At 38.6% G+C, this 18,605-nt stretch carries 18 protein-coding genes and 1 tRNA gene; 4 read left to right on the top strand and 15 right to left on the bottom strand.

Going from position 1 to position 18,605, the window contains the following annotated elements; translation table 11 throughout:
• Positions 1-8: 8 nt before the first annotated feature.
• From AB1467_02785 to AB1467_02730, 12 genes are all read right to left on the bottom strand, one after another.
• Positions 9-575 carry a hypothetical protein gene (locus AB1467_02785; protein MEW6295198.1) on the bottom strand — a complete coding sequence of 189 codons (567 nt, stop codon included), beginning with the start codon at positions 573-575 and terminating at the stop codon, positions 9-11.
• The gene (locus AB1467_02780) at positions 572-3,331 is read right to left on the bottom strand and encodes a DUF362 domain-containing protein (protein MEW6295197.1); all 2,760 of its coding nucleotides are present in this window, start codon (positions 3,329-3,331) and stop codon (positions 572-574) included. The genes AB1467_02785 and AB1467_02780 overlap by 4 nt, the downstream gene beginning before the upstream one ends.
• Positions 3,332-3,374: 43 nt before the next feature.
• Entirely contained in the window at positions 3,375-3,938 is a 564-nt protein-coding gene (locus AB1467_02775; protein MEW6295196.1) for an RIO1 family regulatory kinase/ATPase, read from the bottom strand.
• 11 nt (positions 3,939-3,949) lie between these two features.
• Positions 3,950-4,141 (bottom strand): DUF6485 family protein, encoded by a 192-nt coding sequence (locus AB1467_02770; GenBank protein ID MEW6295195.1) that lies wholly within the window; start codon positions 4,139-4,141, stop codon positions 3,950-3,952.
• A 13-nt stretch (positions 4,142-4,154) separates the two neighbouring features.
• Positions 4,155-4,664: a DJ-1/PfpI family protein gene (locus AB1467_02765; GenBank protein MEW6295194.1), complete on the bottom strand. Its 510-nt coding sequence runs from the start codon at positions 4,662-4,664 to the stop codon at positions 4,155-4,157.
• Positions 4,665-4,701: 37 nt separating this feature from the next.
• Complete coding sequence (locus AB1467_02760) at positions 4,702-4,896, bottom strand: hypothetical protein (GenBank protein MEW6295193.1); 195 nt, start codon at positions 4,894-4,896, stop codon at positions 4,702-4,704.
• A 15-nt stretch (positions 4,897-4,911) separates the two neighbouring features.
• Positions 4,912-5,030 (bottom strand) — tRNA-Leu (locus AB1467_02755).
• 201 nt (positions 5,031-5,231) lie between these two features.
• Positions 5,232-7,244, bottom strand: a complete 2,013-nt coding sequence (locus tag AB1467_02750) for a S8 family serine peptidase (protein ID MEW6295192.1) — start codon at positions 7,242-7,244, stop codon at positions 5,232-5,234.
• Between the two features lie 102 nt (positions 7,245-7,346).
• A complete protein-coding gene (locus tag AB1467_02745) occupies positions 7,347-7,835 on the bottom strand; it encodes a hypothetical protein (GenBank protein ID MEW6295191.1) in 489 nt (162 codons plus the stop codon).
• A 189-nt stretch (positions 7,836-8,024) separates the two neighbouring features.
• Positions 8,025-8,597 (bottom strand): hypothetical protein, encoded by a 573-nt coding sequence (locus AB1467_02740; GenBank protein ID MEW6295190.1) that lies wholly within the window; start codon positions 8,595-8,597, stop codon positions 8,025-8,027.
• A gap of 20 nt (positions 8,598-8,617) precedes the next feature.
• Positions 8,618-9,112 (bottom strand): hypothetical protein, encoded by a 495-nt coding sequence (locus tag AB1467_02735; protein ID MEW6295189.1) that lies wholly within the window; start codon positions 9,110-9,112, stop codon positions 8,618-8,620.
• Between the two features lie 115 nt (positions 9,113-9,227).
• Positions 9,228-9,677, bottom strand: coding sequence for a hypothetical protein (locus tag AB1467_02730; GenBank protein ID MEW6295188.1), 450 nt, complete (start codon positions 9,675-9,677; stop codon positions 9,228-9,230).
• A gap of 212 nt (positions 9,678-9,889) precedes the next feature.
• Here AB1467_02730 and ppdK point away from each other — a divergent pair, with 212 nt between their 5' ends.
• The gene (gene ppdK, locus AB1467_02725) at positions 9,890-12,538 is read left to right on the top strand and encodes a pyruvate, phosphate dikinase (GenBank protein ID MEW6295187.1); all 2,649 of its coding nucleotides are present in this window, start codon (positions 9,890-9,892) and stop codon (positions 12,536-12,538) included.
• Between the two features lie 4 nt (positions 12,539-12,542).
• On the opposite strand, the gene AB1467_02720 is transcribed toward ppdK, so the two are convergent.
• Positions 12,543-13,049: a hypothetical protein gene (locus AB1467_02720; GenBank protein ID MEW6295186.1), complete on the bottom strand. Its 507-nt coding sequence runs from the start codon at positions 13,047-13,049 to the stop codon at positions 12,543-12,545.
• Between the two features lie 66 nt (positions 13,050-13,115).
• Between AB1467_02720 and AB1467_02715 the strand changes: the two genes are divergently transcribed.
• On the top strand, positions 13,116-13,448 hold the full coding sequence (locus AB1467_02715) for an MscL family protein (protein MEW6295185.1): 333 nt from the start codon (positions 13,116-13,118) through the stop codon (positions 13,446-13,448).
• 156 nt (positions 13,449-13,604) lie between these two features.
• Here the strand turns inward: AB1467_02715 and mgtA are convergent, their stop codons facing one another.
• Together mgtA and AB1467_02705 are read right to left on the bottom strand one after the other, a co-directional pair.
• The gene (mgtA, locus tag AB1467_02710) at positions 13,605-16,142 is read right to left on the bottom strand and encodes a magnesium-translocating P-type ATPase (GenBank protein MEW6295184.1); all 2,538 of its coding nucleotides are present in this window, start codon (positions 16,140-16,142) and stop codon (positions 13,605-13,607) included.
• A 53-nt stretch (positions 16,143-16,195) separates the two neighbouring features.
• Positions 16,196-16,582, bottom strand: a complete 387-nt coding sequence (locus tag AB1467_02705) for a hypothetical protein (protein ID MEW6295183.1) — start codon at positions 16,580-16,582, stop codon at positions 16,196-16,198.
• On the opposite strand from AB1467_02705, the gene AB1467_02700 reads away from it, so the two are divergent.
• Positions 16,550-17,329, top strand: a complete 780-nt coding sequence (locus tag AB1467_02700) for an ATP-binding protein (GenBank protein ID MEW6295182.1) — start codon at positions 16,550-16,552, stop codon at positions 17,327-17,329. The two genes, AB1467_02705 and AB1467_02700, sit on opposite strands and share 33 nt — an antisense overlap.
• Positions 17,326-18,462: a cytochrome c biogenesis protein CcdA gene (locus AB1467_02695; GenBank protein ID MEW6295181.1), complete on the top strand. Its 1,137-nt coding sequence runs from the start codon at positions 17,326-17,328 to the stop codon at positions 18,460-18,462. Before AB1467_02700 ends, AB1467_02695 begins: the two co-directional genes overlap by 4 nt.
• Positions 18,463-18,605: the final 143 nt, after the last annotated feature.

The following is an 18,605-nucleotide window of genomic DNA, read 5'->3' as shown; positions in this document are numbered from 1 at the left end:
ACGCAAAGTTATGCTGGCTTGGCGGCCTTCATTTTTGTTTTCATTATTATTACAGCAAACAACACAATCAGAACCAAGGCAATTCCGGCAACAGTAAAAGGCATTAAATCCAATTCTTCTCTGCAGTCTTCAGGGCAGGCCAAGGCATTCTCATCTTCCTCGCAGACTGCATTGCCACACTCAGGCTTTATTCTAGCAGTAATAAATTTAAGCATTGCAGAGCCTGGCTCAAAGCCCTCCATCCTTGCAGTAATAACAGTAAAGCCTTTGATTGCAGTCAATTCAACTCTCCCATTAACATTTGTTGTATAACCCTTTCCAGCATAAATTACGGTAGCACCAGCAACACTATTGCCATTCTCTTCTGTTACAACAACATTCACTCTCTCCCCTGAAACAACTGTAGGGCTTTCTGTTGCAACCCTCAGTAAATTCTTTTTTTCTTCAGGGCAGTCTTGAAGGCAGTTTGAGTAACTTTCACCTAAATCACAAACCCCATTACCGCACAAAGAGCTTGGAGTCTGGCTTATTACATTTATTCTTAGTGTGTTGCTGTTGTAGCCGTCCTTCCTCACTGTAACCAGAGAATAACCCTCTTTTGCAGTGAATACAGCAGTTCCGTTTGTGTATCAGTGAGCTTTGATTCCTTTGCGTACTCTACAGAGGCATTCTGCACTGCATTCTTTGTGCTTGAGTCTTTTACTATTACATTAAAATTTTCTCCTGCATTAACTGTGGAAGGATTTAATTCAACCAAGAATTCTTTTTGTGGGGGTGTTCCACCGCCACCGCCTCCACCGCCTCCCCCTCCTCCGCCGCCACCGCAATTGGGGATAGAAGAAAAAGAACATTGCCCTGCACTACAAGAATCTGTTGTACAGTCGCTTCCATCATTGCATGTAACGCCACAGCATAAGTCTGCTTTCACGCAGGATCCCCAAACGTATTGGGCAGTGCATGACTGAGTGCCTTCACAGGATTCAATTGTGCATGACTGGATTTGGCCTGCATTGCAGTCCCCGCATGATTGCGTTTCAACTCTCCCAGGAGAATTACAGTCCAGATCAATGCAAGTCCTGCTCTGGTTTCTGTCCAAGCATTGAGTCCAGGGACCGCACTGCCAGTTAGGAGTGCACTGCACAAGCAAAGTTTTTGCTGAAACAACATTGCTTAAAGAAGACCAGTTTGGAACCTCGTCAGCAGTTCTAATTGCAAAATAATATGTTGTATTGGATTGAAGTCCTGCAACAGTCATTGACTGAAGTGTTCCTGCTACAGCAGGAGCAGGCTCTCCTATAACCTGAGTTGCTGTAGCCCAATTAGAAGAAGTAATTGGGGTAAAAGAATATCTTAAATCATACTGAGAGGCAACACCCAAATTCCCGTCATCGCCAGGAGCCCTCCAAGAGAGATTGACTGTGGTTTCAGTAATATTTGAGGTATTCAAATCAGTTATTGCAGATGGCGCAATAGTGTCAGGCAGGGTGCATGGAGCTGACTGAAAGGAATTATTGCAGTAGTAGCCGCCTGCATTTGCATCATAAGCATTGCCTCCGCATAAACACCTTGAAGTTATCTGGCCTTGAGGGCAACTAGAACAATTCAAGTCTGTTCCATCACAGTTCTCATCAATTCCATTAGAACAAACCTCAGTTGATGGAGAAGGACAGCCAGACCAGGAGCCAGCGGAACAGGTCTCATTTCCAACAGCGCAGGCTCCAACATGAGAAACACTGCAAGACCTACTTAAAAACTCATCAATTGAGCCATCACAATCATCATCCAAATTATTGCAGGATTCAGTTTGAGGTAAAGGGCATCCGCCCCACACTCCGTTAGTACAGGTTTCTGTTCCTACAGCGCAAATACCGTAATGCGCTATGCTGCATGAACGAGTTTGGCCGTTGGTACACGAAGTTGCTTCCATGTTTACGTCAATGAATTCAATTGAAGTGCAATTTGCTGTTAGCGGACAGTGCTCGTGCACTCCAAAGCCCCTGTTTGCTGCGTCAACTAAGTGGTCGTGGTCGTAAGGGCTCATTTTAGTAAAGGAGCCTAAGTTGGCTTCCCTGTCAATGTAGTCAAATACAACTGAATCAATTGCTACAGGGTCAATTGAAAAGAACAAAGAATTTGGTGAATCATTATTGAAGGATGCCCATCTCGCTGGAGTGCTATTGTATCTGAAGCCGCCGTAAAGGCCGTCGGTAATAATTAGTTTGGTCTTGTTTATTATGTTTGAATTGCTGAAGATGTCAACCAAGGGATTGTTTGTTGCGTCGTAAAGGTAATTGTGCGTGCTTGTTATTTGGCCGTCCATTGTGCCCAAATGGTTTTTGAAAGAACCAGTAACTGCAGTTGAATGAGACTTCATCAAATTTATTTCAATTAAGTAGGACGCCTCCAACAGTAAGTCCGGAACCCTTCTTTGGGGAATGCTTGGATTAGAGAAATTAATGAATCTGCTTGGGTCTGTGGTGTTATTGAATGTTGCTGCCTGTGCCCCAGGGCAGACTTTGTTTCTGTTCCCGAAGAACTGGATGTTGTATAATTTTCCGTTCATGAAGCGTATTGGAATTGCCCTTGAAGCATCATAGACATAAACATCCTGTTCCTGCACTCCAATCAGTTTAAGGCCTCGCACTATTGAATTAATTGGCTGAATCATTGCGTCAACATAAGTTGAAGGATACGAGCTAGTACACGGGTCTGAAACATACTCTGAATTATTGAAGTTCACCTTAATTGCAATCTTTTGCCCTGAAGCATAGCCTGGAAGAATTGTCTGCCATGCCTCTGTAATATTTGAGGTATTGGTTAAGCGCATTACCCCTGTGTCAACCATGTTGTTTACAACGCTCTGGTCTACATAGTCTCCGTAATAGCCTGTTGAATAATTCCAGTTGGTTGCTCTTGTGTCGCGAACCATTACAACCCTGTGCGCTGGAATGCTTCCCTGAAAGTAGATTGCGCTTGCAGAGCCTATTGGGCTGTGGTTTAACTGCCTGTTGTAGTCATTTAATTCAATCAATTTTTCTGCTGCAATTAAAGCACAAAAAATTATTAGAATCATGAAAAGGTTTTTTTTGTTTAAAAATATTTTGAAGAATTCCCTTAAAAAATTTGATTGCGCTGGAATAAAAGCAATAAACACTGAAATCATTGAAGGCCATATTGTCCTCTGGCAGGGATAAGTTACCCTTGTAGGCTTCTGGATTATCCTGTAGATAAGAAATGCCATGAAGGCGATTGGAAACAAAAAAGAATTGTGCTTAATGAAGCGCTTTATCTTGCGCCAAAAACTTGAAGAATTTTCTTTTTTGTGGTTCATTTATTTAATAAGGGCTAATTAATTAATATATTTTACCTTGAATTCAATTAATTGAATTCCCTGATATTTTCTTCACTTTTTTTGTTATTGCAGAATTAGGGTTCCTGAAGAGAAAAGAGTGCAATTGATTGAAGTTATGGCACTTCCTGTCCCTGGAGGCCTTCTCAAAGTCGATTATTACAGGCAAATTTTTTCTCACAAGAATATTCTTTCCTTTTCCTGCAAGCTGGCCGTGGTCCAAACCCAATCCATCTAGTTTCCTTGCTTGTAATAGGAGTTTCCCAATGAATTTCTTCAAGGTTTTCCTTGAAGGGTTTTCCTTGAACAGCCATTCAGAAAAAGTTTTCCCTTCAATGAATTCCATTAAAATAATTCTCTTGCTTAAATCAAAATCAATAAGTTTAGGGCCAATAGAAAAAGAGTTCGCAAGCTTCAAATTCTCTGCCTCTCTTTCAGCCATCCTATAGCGAGTTGAAGTCTTTTTCTCTATCTTCAGCGCAAACTTTTTCTTCTTTGAATCTTCAACAAGAAAAACCTCAGAGGAATGGCCTTTAGAGATTTTTTTAATTAAATGCAATCCTTTCTCTTTCAGGTAATCTTCAGGCAATTCATTCACTTTTATCTCTGATCCTTCAAAAATGCTTCCAAGCTTCTGTCATAAGATTTTTCTGCCTCTTTAGAGAAAAGGCAGCCCGGCAATTCATTATTTTCCCTGTGGTGCCTTATGCACTCACAGCATAAGCCTTTCCTAGAGCAATTAGGGTAAGTGCAAGTGCATTTCTTTAAGTTAATTTTCTGCCTGCATTCCATTTTTTTTGCCTTTTCATTTTAGCGCGTCAGCAATTTTTCTTCCAAATTCTCTTGCGGCTCCAGGTCCATTAGCAGTAATTATTTTTCCGTCAACTGTAACAGGCTCTCCTGTGACTATTGCCCCCTTTTCCTTCAGGTTGGCTGCCTCGCTTTGGAAGGAAGTTGCCTTTTTTCCTTTAAGGAGGCCCGCGTTTGCAAGAGTGCTTGGGGCAATGCATATGGCTGCAACAATCTTGTTTTTTTCAGCGAATTCCCTTGCAATCTTTAACACCATGTTGTTGTCAAAGTAGACTGAAGCCCCTGAGCCTCCAACAAATATGATTGCATCAAAATCCTTTGAATTAATCTGGTTTATTGTGATTTCAGAATTTGCTTTCCCCCCGCGCATTCCAATGCATTCGCCTGTCTTGAGGGAGGCAATAACAGTCTTGATTCCTTTTTTCTCCAGTTCCTCTTTAGTAAAAAACAATTCTTCGTCCCTGAAATCTTTTGGGGAAATCACAAAAACAGCTTTCTTGGCCATAAAAAAATCTCCTTTGAAATTAATTGAAGGAAAGAATTTAAGCAGTTATTGTTTTCATCAACCTCATTAATTCAATTTTTTTGGGCGCAAACAATGTTTGGAGGTCATTGACTGAATCAGCACATATTACATCATGCTTAGGAAGTTTTTTAGGATTATCAACAATTCTTTTGACATCTTCAGCAAAATTCCTTCCAATCCTAATTTCAATTTTGTATTTTCTTTTCTTCATTTTAATCACTTGCATTGCAGAGGGGAGGATTCGAACCCCCGAAGGCACTGAGCCATCAGGTCTTTCCGAATAAAAAATTAAATTACTTGTTATTCGCCTAAACCTGATCCGTTTGTCCACTTCGGTACCCCTGCATTAATAAATAAAATTAGTGCGCAAAAGCTTTAAATTGGAATAAACCAAAAAGAGAAAAAAAATGAGAAAGAGAAAAAAATTTGCTTTTAATTATTTCTTCTTTTTCTTCTTTGCCTTCCTTTTTGGTCCGCAGACTCCGCAGCTCATTTCAATGCACCCCAAAAATATGTTGTGTTGTTGGTTTTTTAATTTTTGTGTTATCAAGGGCTGCTTCCTGTTTTTACTGCTTTAATTGAAATTGTTGAAGAATAAGCTCCAGCAATTTTTCCTACTGGAATGTCTAACCAGTAATACAAGTTTACGTTTGTGTCTGGAGCAATATTTGATTGAATTAAATTATAGGAAGTAGTCATATTTGTTGCAGTTAATGGATTATTTGTAGAATTCCAGCTCATGTTGTTTACTGTAATTGTTTCAACTCCATAATTAAAATCTGTCCCCTTTTGATATAAATCAACATTTACATTTGTTGTTGCATCAATTTGTACAAGGTATTGATTACTTGAATTGCCTAAAGCATTATTATCATTTGTTCCTGGATTCAGGCTTCCAAAATCAACTGGAAAACCAATCAAGGTAATACTAACGAATTCCATTGGATAATTCACTGCAGCATTTGCGTCAACTCTAGGAAAAGTTAAACCTGTGCTAGAATCATTAATGCTTTTCCCAGTGCTCTTCATTATGTCTCTAATTTGTCCTGGAGTTAAAGAAGGATTATTCTGCTTCATTAAAGCAGCAACCCCTGCAACGTGCGGTGCAGCCATTGAAGTTCCGCAATATGCAACTGTGCCTCCGCCAAGCTTTAAAGATGTAATTGAACAACCCGGAGCCAATAAATCAAGGATTTCATCCCTGTTAGTAAAACAAACGATTTTGTCTGCATAAGTTGAATTATCTGTACAGGTTGGAGCCCAGTTTTTTCTCCCAACATCCGCATCATAGACAGCTCCAACTGAAGTTGCATCAGAAGCACACGCAGGATAAGAAATGCCATTAGTGTAAGCCTCATTTCCAGAAGCAACTGCAACAAAAATTCCTTGGGCTACTGCAGCAGAAATTGCTTGAGCTGTAGCATAAGGATCACATTGAATTGAAGGATTATTGTATTGGCCTCCATCACCTAAACTCATGTTGATTGCCATAATATTAAAGTCACTTTTGTGCTCAATACACCAATCAATTGCACTCGTAACATTTGAAAAAAAACCTTTGCCTTGAGCATCTAAAACCTTTGCTGCAACTATCTTTGCTCCTGAAGCAACTCCTTTATAAGTTGAATTCTGTGATGCAATTATTCCTGAAACATGAGTTCCGTGTCCTTCGTCATCCATGGGATTGTAATCGTTATTAACAAAATCAAATCCATTAACTACTTGTCCACAATTGCTCCAAGTTGAACTAATTGTTCCATTTAAATCTTTATCAATTTTAAAGCCCCAATCTGTGATTGAATAATTAGCTACTAAATTAACTTTAATTGTGTCTCCTGGAATTGAAATACTCCAAATATTACTATAGCCTCCAGTAAACATTTGAACAATATTGTTGTTTGCATCTAAAATATATACAAAATCATAATTTGCTTCTACATTTATGTCAGTGAAATGAACTGCAATGTTTTCATAACCAGGCCTTGTGATTGTCCAAGTATTATTATCATAATTTGAATAAGGATGAGAGGATTCAACTAAATTTGGTGCTTCCACGCCACTTATTATACTGCCAGTTATAGCACAACTTGCATTACCTAAATCAACATGCCTGTAATCAACTCCAGTGTCTATTACGCAGACACTTTGACCTAAACCTGTTATGCCACTACTTTGAACTAAGTCCGCCTTAATTAATGGAACGCTTTCAGAGAGAGAAACATAAGCAATTCTGTCCTCATAGACTCTTTCAATGAAAGGAGAAGCCTGAAATTTTGCCAGCCCATTTTTAGTTAGATATCCTGCAATTGCATTAATATTCTTGTATTTTCGAATTAACTTTAATTCATTCTTTGGAAGAGAATAAAGCAATTGTTCTTGCACTCCTTTTATTTTTTCTTTTAATAAACCAAATCTTTTTGAATTCTTTAAGCCTTGAATTTCTACAGTGTCCTTTAATATTACTATTACTCTAACCTCTTCTCTTACATTTAATTCTTCAATTACTTTTGATTCAATTTTTGCGCCTAAATCAAAAGAAGTGTAGGTAATTAAATTCAATGAGGATTCTTGCGAATAACCATGGCTTAGAATTAATAAAAAAAATGCTATTAAAAGAAATCTTTGTAATTGCATTATATATAACTCCCTTGTGAAAACTATTTAAATATTGTTAAAAGTATTGAGTAGAGAAAATAACCTCCAAAGAAACCAATGATAATTTTTTGATTTAATCTTGAATGAAGCTTCATCTGAATCACTTTGATTGAAGTAAGAAGCTGTAACCTTCAAATAATACTTTCCTGGGTTTATGGTTGAAGGAATATGAATTGAGGCTGTTTTCTCCAAGTAATTCTTTAAATTGGCTGAAGCGTATTCAGTTAATATTACTTCCTCTTTACCTTTTCCTTTTTTTCTCAATACCTCATACTTTAAATCAACCGTAATTTCTTCTTCTCCATCCTTCTGAAGTAAAAGCAAAAAAATCAAATCCTCTCCAACCTCAATAGATTCAGGCATAACATCAATCTCTACATCTAAATTCATTGGAGGAGGATTAACTGTAACAGTTGCTTGAAGAGATGCTTCCTGAGAGTAAACAAAAGAAAGAAGGAAGACAAAAAACAAAAAAAGTGTAATTGTTTTCCTCATAAAGTAATAAATAGTTCAAGAAGAATTAAATCCTTTTTCTTTTCCTTTTTAAAAGAATGAATGCAACAAGAATAATTATTATTAAAACTAAAATAACGCTTAGTGCATTGCTTGAAACAAAAGAAACAAAAGCAGTTAGAGGGGTAGGTAATTCCTCTGCAGATTTTACTGCCTTCCTATCTTTTTCTTCTAATTTTTTTCATAGAATTCTTTTGAAATAGTGGTAATTTTGTATTCAAAGCTTCTGCCTTGCTTGAATGCAACTGTTCCTGTTTGACCTAACCATTCAGCTGTTCCTTCTATCTTAAGAATGAATTCTTTTCCTAGTTGCTCTTCAACTGGAACCTTGATTTTTACTTTAACTTTTTTTGCTGGAATAAAGCCTCCAATATTTGGAGCAGGAAGGTAAACAAATTCATTTTTTTCTTCTGGAATTTTTTCCACTACCAAATTTGGCTCAACAGATAAATTTTCCTGCACTTCAGTTAATACTCCTGCTACATCATATGTTTGTGAATGTAATGCAGGGTCAAATTCAATTTTCCAGTTCTCTGGTGCTTCAGCAACAGAAAGAGAAATGTGTGTAATCCTATTTCCGAAAACATTGTAAAAGTAAATTATTGCTGTAACTTCTCCTCCAGGAGAAACGGTTAATTCTTTCTCTCCTTGGGCTGAACCAAAGTTATAGCTTGGCTGTTCTTGGGCAAAAACAAATCCGAAAAAACAAATATAAATAAATAAAAAGAAAAGAAATTTTTTCATTTCAGTGATTCACCGTGTTCTTATTGTCCTTTGTAGTAGAATGTACTAGTATAAGCGCCTGCTGTTTGTGATGATGGAATATTAATCCAATACCAAAACTCTTGGCTTGAGCCTGGTGCTAAATCAATTAATGTGTCTGTGTAAGCTGATGGCATTGTCACAGGTGCTGGTGCTAAGACATTATTATCTGTATCATATTGTACATTACTTATTGTGATAGTGCCAGCTCCAGTAAAGTTGGTGCCGTATTTATAAAGATCGATTGTCTTGTTAGAAACTAAATCGTTCGTAATTCTTACTGTTCCATTACCTGCATTCTGGTCTGCTGGCCTATTGCTTGCTCCAGGATCTAGGCCGCCAAAAGCAATTCCTAATTGATTTAAATCAGTTAAAGTAATTGAAACAAAAGTATTTACTGTCACAGAAGCTGTTGCTGTTTCCTCATCAGTTGTTGGCGCCATTGCAATTCCACTCAAAAGAATAAAGCCAACTGCTATAATCAAGTACTTCTTCATTTTGCTTTCATTCCTCCTTAAATTATTTCTTAAAGTGAAGAATATAAAAAGTTATTGGTTAATTCAAGAAAAGAATTATTTTTTTGTTTCTATCAAGTGACTATTTATCTTTAATTTAATTTTTGCGCTTGATTGGTTTCTTTGCCACGAAAACAAAATCGCCTACTTTTTCATTGCAGAACAGGTTTTGTTTCGGCCAGATTTTTGTTTCTTTCAATACCTTGAATCCTGTTCTACGCAAATCTTTGACTAAGTAATTATAGTCCGTCTTGTATTCTTCTTCTTTTAGAACTGAAAGTGCACAAAGATTCATTAAAGCATTGAATTGCTTTTTAGTTAGTTTTTCCTTTTCGGTCTTTCTGAGATATTCAATTCTTTTTAGGTAGAATTGCTCATTGCTTTCAGCCCATTCCCTTTCATTTGAATATGGAGAAATAATTTTTTCATAAATTATAAGCACTCCATCATCTCTCATCATTTCAAATATTTTCTGCAAGAGCTTGCTTTTGAATTTGTCTTCAACGTGATGGTAAGCAGAAGTCAGAAGAATAATACCAAATTTCAAATCACTTTTATAATCCAAAACATTCATTAAAATGAATTTGAAGTTTGCATGCCCTTGATTATATTCTCCAATTCTGTTGAAATCATTGCATCATAATGGTCTGGCGTCATTTTGTATAAACTTACTGCTAGTTTTTTCAACATAGATATAAGTTAAATCACAAATTTTTTTAATTGATTCATGCAAGAATTTAAGTTGGCTGGTGAAAGGCTATGAAGAAGTACATTTATTTTTTTTCTGAAGGGAATGCGGGAATGAAAGAGCTCCTGGGAGGAAAGGGAGCCAACCTGTGCGAGATGACTTCATTAGGCCTGCCTGTCCCGCAAGGATTCATTGTTTCAACTGAGGCCTGCGTGGAATTCTTCGAGAAAGGCGGAAAAATGCCTGAAGGCCTGGCAGAACAGATTGAGAGGGCTTTAAGCCAATTAGAGCAGAAGACAAAAAAAAGTTTTGGAGCAAAAAAGAATCCATTGCTTGTGAGCGTGAGGAGCGGGGCAAGAGCCTCAATGCCTGGAATGATGGACACAGTATTAAATTTAGGCCTTAATTCCAATACAGTTAAAGTTCTTGCAATGGAATCGGGCAATGAAGGGTTTGCATTCAATTGCTTTAGAAGGCTTATCCAGATGTTCGGGGATGTAGGGCTTGGGGTAAAGCACGAGAAATTCGAGGAAATAATTCAGGAAACAAAAAAGAAAAGCGGGAAAAAGATTGACTCTGAATTGAACGCAGAGGACTGGAAGGCAATAACAAAAAAATTCATGGAATTAGTGAAGAAAGAGAAGAGAAAACAATTCCCTGAAGACCCTAAAGAGCAGTTAATGCTTGCAGTGAAGGCAGTGTTCAATTCCTGGAATACGCCGAGGGCAATTGCTTACAGGAAAGCAAATAATATCCCAGACAATTGGGGCACTGCAGTGAGCATACAGGAAATGGTTTTCGGGAATTTAGGAGAAGAATCTGCTACAGGTGTTGCATTCACCAGGAATCCAATTACAGGAGAAAAGGAATTGTTCGGGGAATATCTTACTAATGCGCAGGGCGAAGATGTCGTGGCAGGAATAAGGACTCCAAATCCTATAAACGAATTAGAGAAAGAGTTTCCTGTAATCTTTGAGCAGCTCAAGAATTACTGCGGGCTACTGGAAAAGCACTTCAGGGAAATGCAGGACTTGGAGTTCACAATAGAGAAAGGCAAATTATTTATGTTGCAGACAAGAAAGGGGAAAAGGACAGCAAATGCTGCTGTAAGAATTGCTGTAGAAATGGTGAAGGAAGGGCTCATAACAGAAAAAGAGGCATTGCTGAGAATTGAACCCTCTTCTTTGAACCAGTTAATGCACAAAACCATTGACTCTAAACAGGGTGGAGATGCAATAGCTCAAGGCATTCCTGCTTCTCCTGGCGCGGCCTCAGGAAAAGTTGTTTTTACTGCAGGGGAAGCAGAAGAAAAATCAAAAAAAGAAAAAGTAATTTTAGTCAGGAATGAGACAACGCCTGAAGACATTCACGGAATGATTGCAGCGCAGGGAATACTTACCACAAGGGGAGGAAATACGGCTCACGCGGCAATCGTGGCAAGGGGAATGGGCAAGCCCTGCATTGTTGGCTGCGAGGAAATAAAAATAAATTTAAAGGAAAAAAGTTTTTCTGCAAAGAATTATACTGTAAAAGATGGAGACCTAATTTCAATTGATGGAACAACAGGGAATGTCTTTTTAGGCCAAGCCAATTTGATTGAGCCAAAGCCTTCAGAATTCTTTCAGTCAATCCTCTCCTGGGCTGACAAGTACAGGAGGCTTGGGCTGAGGGCGAATGCTGACACTCCAAAGGATGCATTGAAGGCATTTGAATTGGGAGCCCAAGGAATAGGATTGTGCAGGACTGAACACATGTTTTTTGCTCCTGAAAGGCTGCCTTTAGTGCAGGAAATGATTATGAGCAATTCAACAGAAGAGAGAAAAAAGTTTTTGGCTGAACTCGAGAAAATGCAGAAGCAGGATTTCATTGAAATATTCAAGGCAATGAAAGGCTTCCCTGTGACAATAAGGCTTATTGACCCTCCATTGCACGAATTCCTTCCTCAAAGAGAGCAATTAATCGAAGAAATTAATGCAATCAAAAATGAACAAAACAAAAACAAAGAAAAGGAATTAGAATTGCACGAAAAAGAGCTGTTGTTAAAAAAAGTGAATGAATTGCATGAAGCCAACCCAATGCTTGGTCTGAGAGGATGCAGGCTTGGAATCCTTTACCCTGAAATAATTGAAATGCAAGTGCAGGCAATAACCGAAGCAGCAGTCCAACTAAAAAAAGAAGGCCTTATAGTAAAGCCTGAAATAATGATTCCTCTTGTAGGGCATGCAAACGAATTAAAGCTGTGCAGGGAGATAACAGAAAAGAAAATCAATGAAGTATTGGAAAGGAATAAGACTGGAATGGAGATTCCTATTGGCACAATGATTGAATTGCCTAGGGCAGCACTCACAGCAGACGAGATCGCAGAGCACGCTGAATTCTTTTCATTTGGAACAAATGATTTAACGCAGACAACTTACGGTCTCTCAAGGGACGACGCTGAAGGGAAATTCCTATTTTATTACATTGACAAGAAAATTCTGCCTTTGTCGCCTTTTGTTTCCATTGACCGCGAGGGAGTAGGCAAGCTAATGAGGATGGGAGTAGAATTAGGCAGGAAGAAGAATCCGAAACTGAAGATAGGCATCTGCGGAGAGCACGGGGGCGACCCTAACTCAATTGAATTCTGCCATAGCATAGGACTGGACTATGTAAGCTGCTCTCCTTTCAGGGTGCCAATAGCAAGGCTTGCAGCAGCACAGGCCGCATTGAAGAATTATTAAAAATTCAGTGCACTAAATTCTTTGCCTTCAAGTAGATTCTTCCTGCTGTGAAGGCCCATATTATGTCACTTGCAAGCAAGCCCCAGAGGATTGCAATTACAATAGAATGAGGCATTCCTGCAAGGACTGTGTCAGAGAAGTAAATGTATGGCGCCTGAAGAATGAATGCAGTTATTCCTGCGAGCAACAAAGAATTAAAGAGCCTGAAAAAGATTCCTGCAAATAATCCTAACAACAAATTCCCCAGTACAATGTAAGGGTTCGCCATTATTGCAGCAGAATACATTGAGCCTATTGCGCCAGAAATTGCTCCCCCCTTTGGCCCGTAAAGTGCCGCAGCCAAGAATACTGCTACCTGAAAGAAATGGAAGGTAAAACCATAAGGCGTCCTGTAATTCAGCAGTCCAAGCAGATTTGGGATTAATGCCAAAAATAGAATTAGTGAAATGGTTTTTGCGTTCCATTTCACGTTAAAGCCGAACAATTTACTGTAATTAATGGAGTAATTCATTGTGTTCCTATCAATAAAAATGCATCATGTTTTAAATATTAATTGTTATCATTTGGTTTAGGGGGGGTGAAGCAATGGCAGCAAAAAAAGCCAGAGGAAAAAAAGAAGTCTTTCATTCAGGAGTTCATGGAATTCATTAAGAAGTACCAAATCATAGGCCTTGCAATTGCTTTCATTATGGGCGGAGCAGCACAGAAGCTCATTACAGCATTTGTAACAGATATTATTAGCCCGCTGCTTGCGATATTCCTGGGAAAAGCAAACTTCGAGCAGTTCAAGGTGACAGTTTTAGGGGCAAACTTTCTGGTTGGCGCATTGATTACAGCATTAATCGACTTCCTTGTTGTAGCACTGGTAATATTCATTGTAATAAAGTACGCAATAAGAGAGGCAAAGTAAAAGATAGTCAAAACTCTCTTCTGTTTTGTTTTTTTTGTGGAAGGAGTAGGCCAATACAGGATATGCTTTGAAGTAAGTGAAAAAGAAAAAACAAAAAAAATATTTTCTATTGGAAACCACAAAGAATACGAAAAATGGTATAAACAATAATTTAAATCATATTTCGTGCTTTTGGAAGAATTTCTTTTTTGCTCCTTCAACCAAAAGGAAGTAAGCTAAAAGAATTACGCCTATGGATACAAGCACTGGCACTGCAAGGCTCTCGAACCTGAACAGGAAAGCGAGGGGAGAATAAACTAATGCAATTGTAAGAATCATTGCTGCTATTGAGGAGTAGATTAGCACCTTGCTTGGATGCGACTGCCAGAAGCTCCTTTTAGTCCTTATGGCGAAGGTAACAATTATTTCTGAGAGCACTGACTCAAGGAACCATGCAGTCCTGAATATTGCTGCGTCCGCCCCTACAATGAACATAAGAAAGCCGATTGTAATAAAATCAAAGACAGAACTTATTATTCCAAAGTAAACCATGAAATTGCTTATTGTTTTTATGTTCCATCTCTTGGGATTGTGCAGGTAATCTTCGTCCACATTATCTGTTGAGACAGTAATTAATGGTATATCAGAAACAAGGTTTGCAAGAAGGATTTGGCTTGGAAGCAACGGAATAAACTTAAGGAATAAAGAAGAGAAAGCCAAAGTGAACATGTTGCCGAAGTTTGCGCTTATTGTATTAAATATGTATTTTATTATGTTCCCGAAGGTCTTTCTTCCCTGTTTTATGCCGTCAGCTATCACCATAAGGCTTTTCTTGAGGAGGATTATGTCTGCGCTGTCTTTTGCTACGTCTACTGCAGAGTCAACCGTAATGCCTACATCAGCAGCTTTAAGCGCTGGAGCATCATTCACTCCGTCTCCCAAAAAGCCTACTATGTGGCCTCTCTTTCCAAGGCCTTCAACAATCCTGTATTTCTGTTCTGGGGTTATCCTTGCAAAGATATTGTTTTCTTCTATTGCCTTCAGGAATTCGATTTCATTCATTTTCTCTATTTCTGATCCTAGAATAATTTTTCCTTTTATTTTCAGCCCGATTTCCCTGCCTATTTCCTCTGTGACTAATTCGTTGTCTCCTGTGAGAACCTTTAATTCAACATTTAAATTCTGGAATTCTTTTAGGGACTGGATTGCGGTCTTTTTGGGCGGATCCAAGAAGGCAATAAATCCCTTAAAGGTCAATTCTTTTTCGTCTTCTATTCCATAACTTTTTTTCTTTTCGATTTCTTTTGTTGCTATTGCAATTACCCTGAATCCTTCATTGCTTAATTCACGGAATTTTTGAATTAATTCTTTTTCATATTCTTTTACTGGAATTAACTGGCTTCCATTCTGCACTGAAATGCAAACGCTTACAATTGATTCGGGGCCTCCCTTGCAAACCAGAAACCTTTTGCCGCTTTTCTCTATTACAAAGCTCATCCTCCTTCTTTCATAGTCAAACTCAATTGCCTTTATTTTAGTGAATTTTTCAGGTGTAATGCCTTCTTTTTTTGCATAATCCCATATTGCAACATCAATGACATTTCCCCTTGCTTTACTTTTCTCAATTATTGCTGAATTGCATATTAGGCCTAATTCAATTAATTCCCTTGACTTTATTCCTTTAAAATCAAAGTAATTCTCCAGGGTAATCTGGTTTTCTGTGAGAGTGCCTGTCTTGTCCATGCATAATACATCAATGTTCCCCAAGTCTTCTATGGACACAAGCCTTTTCACTATCACCTTTTTTTTGGCTAAATGAACTGCCCCTGCAGACAAGGATATTGTAATTATTATTGGTAGGAGTTCTGGGGCAATTCCCACTGCCAGTGCAAGAGCAAAAAGGAAAGATTCCAGTAAATTTTTTCCGAGCAGGTAATTTGAAGCAAAAACAAATATTGTAAGAAGTAAAATTATTTTTATGAGGAAGTTCCCGAACTTCTTGATGCTTTTCTGGAAGTCTGTGGGAGGCTCTTTTGCGCTCAAGATGTTTGCTGTCCTGCCAAACTCTGTTCTTTCGCCTGTTGCAATTACAATGCCTTTTCCTTCTCCGCCTGCAACACTTGTGCCCATGAAGGCAATGTTTTTCTGCTGTGAAAGCTGAGTATTGGGAATATTAATTATTTCAATTATTTTGTGCACTGGAAATGATTCTCCCGTGACAACTGATTCGTTCAAGGTTAAATCTTCAGCTTTAATTAGCCTTAGGTCTGCAGGCACAATGTCGCCTATTTCAAGGAAGACAATGTCTCCTGGCACAAGCTCCCTTACATCCAATTCAATTTCTTGGCCGTCGCGCAATACTTTTGCCTTGAAAGAAATGTATTTCCTTAATTCTGCCAGTGCTTTCTCGCTCTTGAATTCCTGGTAGAAGCTCAGGCAGGCGTTAATTACAACAATCCCTAAAATTATTAGTGCGTCCTGTGGGTCGCCCAAAATGCCTGCAATCACTGTTGCCCCAAGCAGGATTAAAATTAGTGGACTTTTGAACTGGGAAAGGAAAATTTCAATTGTGCTCCTCTTGTCTTTCAATGAAATGTCATTAAGGCCATACTCTTCAAGCCTTTTATTTGCTTCCTGCGAGCTTAAGCCGTACTCGGAACAGCTCAGCTTCCTTAATAATTCCTCTTTGCCCAAAGAATAATAGTTTTCATTCATTCAATTAAATTACAGCTTAAGGGAATTTAATTGTTTTTGGTTTATAACAAAAATTAGGCGGTAGACAAATCGCCAATAAATATTATTAAGTAAGAGCCTTTCTTGAGCAGGTAAGAATGTTCAGTGTAATAGCCCCCGCTGTCATGAAGGGATGCCTTGAATGAAGTGCTTATTTCTTCATAATCCAACCTTTCAGTGAATTCATAGCCGTTATCCATTAACTGGGATTGTAAGGCAATCAGGTACTTTCCTGCTTCAGCGCTGTCAGCAAATTTCAATACCATTATCCTTCCATCCTTTATTGATGACCTACAGCCATAAACATTGTTCTCATTAAAATATTCTGGTGTTGCAGTTTCATCAATTTGCTTTATTACTGTCTCAGGTGTATAACCAAACAAATTTGAATTTTTTATTTTCTCGAATGCCCAAACGACCACCTGCTGCTTTCAATTAAAAGAAAAAAGCACTCAAGCGTACTGCAACCCATCCCGAAATGGAATTTTGAAAAATGCACTAAATGCGGAAAATGCGCAACAGTGTGCAAGCAAAACGCCATAGTATTCGTAAAAGAAAAATATCCTGCTTTCGTGAAAGATGTCTGCATTGGCTGCAGAGCCTGCATAGTATCCTGCCCGCAAAACGCAATAAGCGAAACAAAAAAAGAAATCGGAACAATCTACACCGGAAAAAAATATGGCGTGCACCTTGTTTCATCAGAACTCAAACTCGGAGAACTTGCTTCAGGCGAGGTAGTGGCAGAAGTCAGGAAAGTTTCACAAAAAATAAAAGAAAAAACAAAAGAAAAAATTGTTTTAATAGATTCGGCGGCAGGAATTGGCTGCCCAGTAATTGCCTCATTAACAGGCACAGACTACATTGTAGCAGTGACAGAGCCAACGCCTTCAGCACTTCACGATTTGAAAAGAGTCCTGTACCTTGCAGAGCATTTCAGCATAAGGCACGGCATTGTCATCAACAAGTCTGACCTTAATAGAAAATTTTGCTTGGAAATTGAAAAATTTGCAAAAGAAAAAAACATTCCAATAGTAGGCAAAATCCCTTACAAAAAGGATTTTGTGAATTCAACAATAAAAATGAAATCTGTAACAAAAATCAATCCCGCATACTGCAAGCTATTCAAAGAAATAATAAACAAAATAAAAAGGGAGTCAAGCACCATATGAAAACGAAGCACTTTTTCATTTTGCTTGCGATGTTTTTGTTCTTTTTTAGCACAGTGCATGCAATTGAAAGCGAACAAGCAGCTTGCGTTTACTTCTTTTACGGCAACGGCTGCCCGCACTGTGCAAGAGTAGAGCCTTTTCTGGAACAACTTGGACAAAAATATCCCGAACTAAAGATTGAAAAGTTCGAGATTTACAACGACAGGCAAAATGCTTTACTGCTGAACAAATACTTTGAGGCATTTGGAGTTCCTGAAATCGAAAGAGGGATACCAGCTGCATTCGTTTCAAAAAAATACTTGATTGGAGACAAGCCAATAATTGAGAACCTTGAAGGAGAAATATCGACAGTTTCGTCTTCAGAATGCCCAAGCCTTGAAAATGGCACTGCCACCGGCACGTCTGGAGAAAAATCGCCGCTGGAAGGCATTGGAGCACTTTCACTGCTAACAGTAATCGGCGCTGCATTGGTTGATTCGATTAATCCCTGCGCAATAGCAGTGCTGCTTATTCTGCTTGGCGCTTTGCTTGCAGCAGGCGACAAAAAGAAGGCATTGAAAGCTGGCATCGCATTCACACTATCAATTTACATAGCATATTTCTTGTTTGGGCTGAGTTTATTCTCAGCATTGCAGATTTCCGGCTTGTCATACTGGTTCTACAAAATAATTGGTTTGCTTGCAATAATAATTGGCTTGGCAAACATCAAAGACTATTTTTGGTATGGGGCAGGCGGATTTGTAATGGAAATCCCGAGAAGCTGGCGGCCAAGCATCAAAAAAATCTTGGGTGCCGTTACCTCTCCAATTGGGGCTTTCTTGGCAGGATTCGCAGTATGCTTGTTTGAATTGCCTTGCACTGGCGGGCCGTACATTTTCATCCTTGGCCTTCTCGCAGAAAGGGCAACAATGGCAGCAGCAATTCCAATACTCTTGCTCTACAACCTGTTCTTTGTGCTACCATTAATAGCAATAACGCTTTTGCTCTACTTTGGCTTTTACAGCGTAGAAAAAGCAAGCGAATGGAAAGAAAAAAAACATCAGAATACTGCATTTAGTGGCAGGAGTAATAATGCTTGCATTAGGGCTGGCAGTAGTGTTGGGTTTGGTTTAACAACAGGTTTTAAGGAATAATCCCTATACATTTCTGTCGGCAATGATGAGGTCGTTGTCCGAAAAAGCGTAGGCAATAACACCAATTCTAAAGCCACCCCCTATAGGTGGGAGCGGTATATAGACGAGCTTTTAAAAGTTGCATTCTCTCGGGCGGGTTTGGG

This window comes from Candidatus Diapherotrites archaeon (genome assembly GCA_040755695.1).
Lineage (GTDB): Archaea > Iainarchaeota > Iainarchaeia > Iainarchaeales > 1-14-0-10-31-34 > JBFMAK01.
The sequence above is the reverse complement of the archived record's forward strand: the minus strand, read 5'-3'. Positions and strand labels throughout refer to the sequence as shown.

Coding starts and splice junctions, on each gene's coding strand:
- AB1467_02780 (MEW6295197.1), bottom strand. CDS start 3,331: ATGAACCACAAAAAAGAAAATTCTTCAAGTTTTTGGCGCAAGATAAAG.
- AB1467_02770 (MEW6295195.1), bottom strand. CDS start 4,141: ATGGAATGCAGGCAGAAAATTAACTTAAAGAAATGCACTTGCACTTAC.
- AB1467_02765 (MEW6295194.1), bottom strand. CDS start 4,664: ATGGCCAAGAAAGCTGTTTTTGTGATTTCCCCAAAAGATTTCAGGGAC.
- AB1467_02760 (MEW6295193.1), bottom strand. CDS start 4,896: ATGAAGAAAAGAAAATACAAAATTGAAATTAGGATTGGAAGGAATTTT.
- AB1467_02745 (MEW6295191.1), bottom strand. CDS start 7,835: ATGAGGAAAACAATTACACTTTTTTTGTTTTTTGTCTTCCTTCTTTCT.
- AB1467_02740 (MEW6295190.1), bottom strand. CDS start 8,597: ATGAAAAAATTTCTTTTCTTTTTATTTATTTATATTTGTTTTTTCGGA.
- AB1467_02735 (MEW6295189.1), bottom strand. CDS start 9,112: ATGAAGAAGTACTTGATTATAGCAGTTGGCTTTATTCTTTTGAGTGGA.
- ppdK (MEW6295187.1), top strand. CDS start 9,890: ATGAAGAAGTACATTTATTTTTTTTCTGAAGGGAATGCGGGAATGAAA.
- AB1467_02720 (MEW6295186.1), bottom strand. CDS start 13,049: ATGAATTACTCCATTAATTACAGTAAATTGTTCGGCTTTAACGTGAAA.
- mgtA (MEW6295184.1), bottom strand. CDS start 16,142: ATGAATGAAAACTATTATTCTTTGGGCAAAGAGGAATTATTAAGGAAG.
- AB1467_02695 (MEW6295181.1), top strand. CDS start 17,326: ATGAAAACGAAGCACTTTTTCATTTTGCTTGCGATGTTTTTGTTCTTT.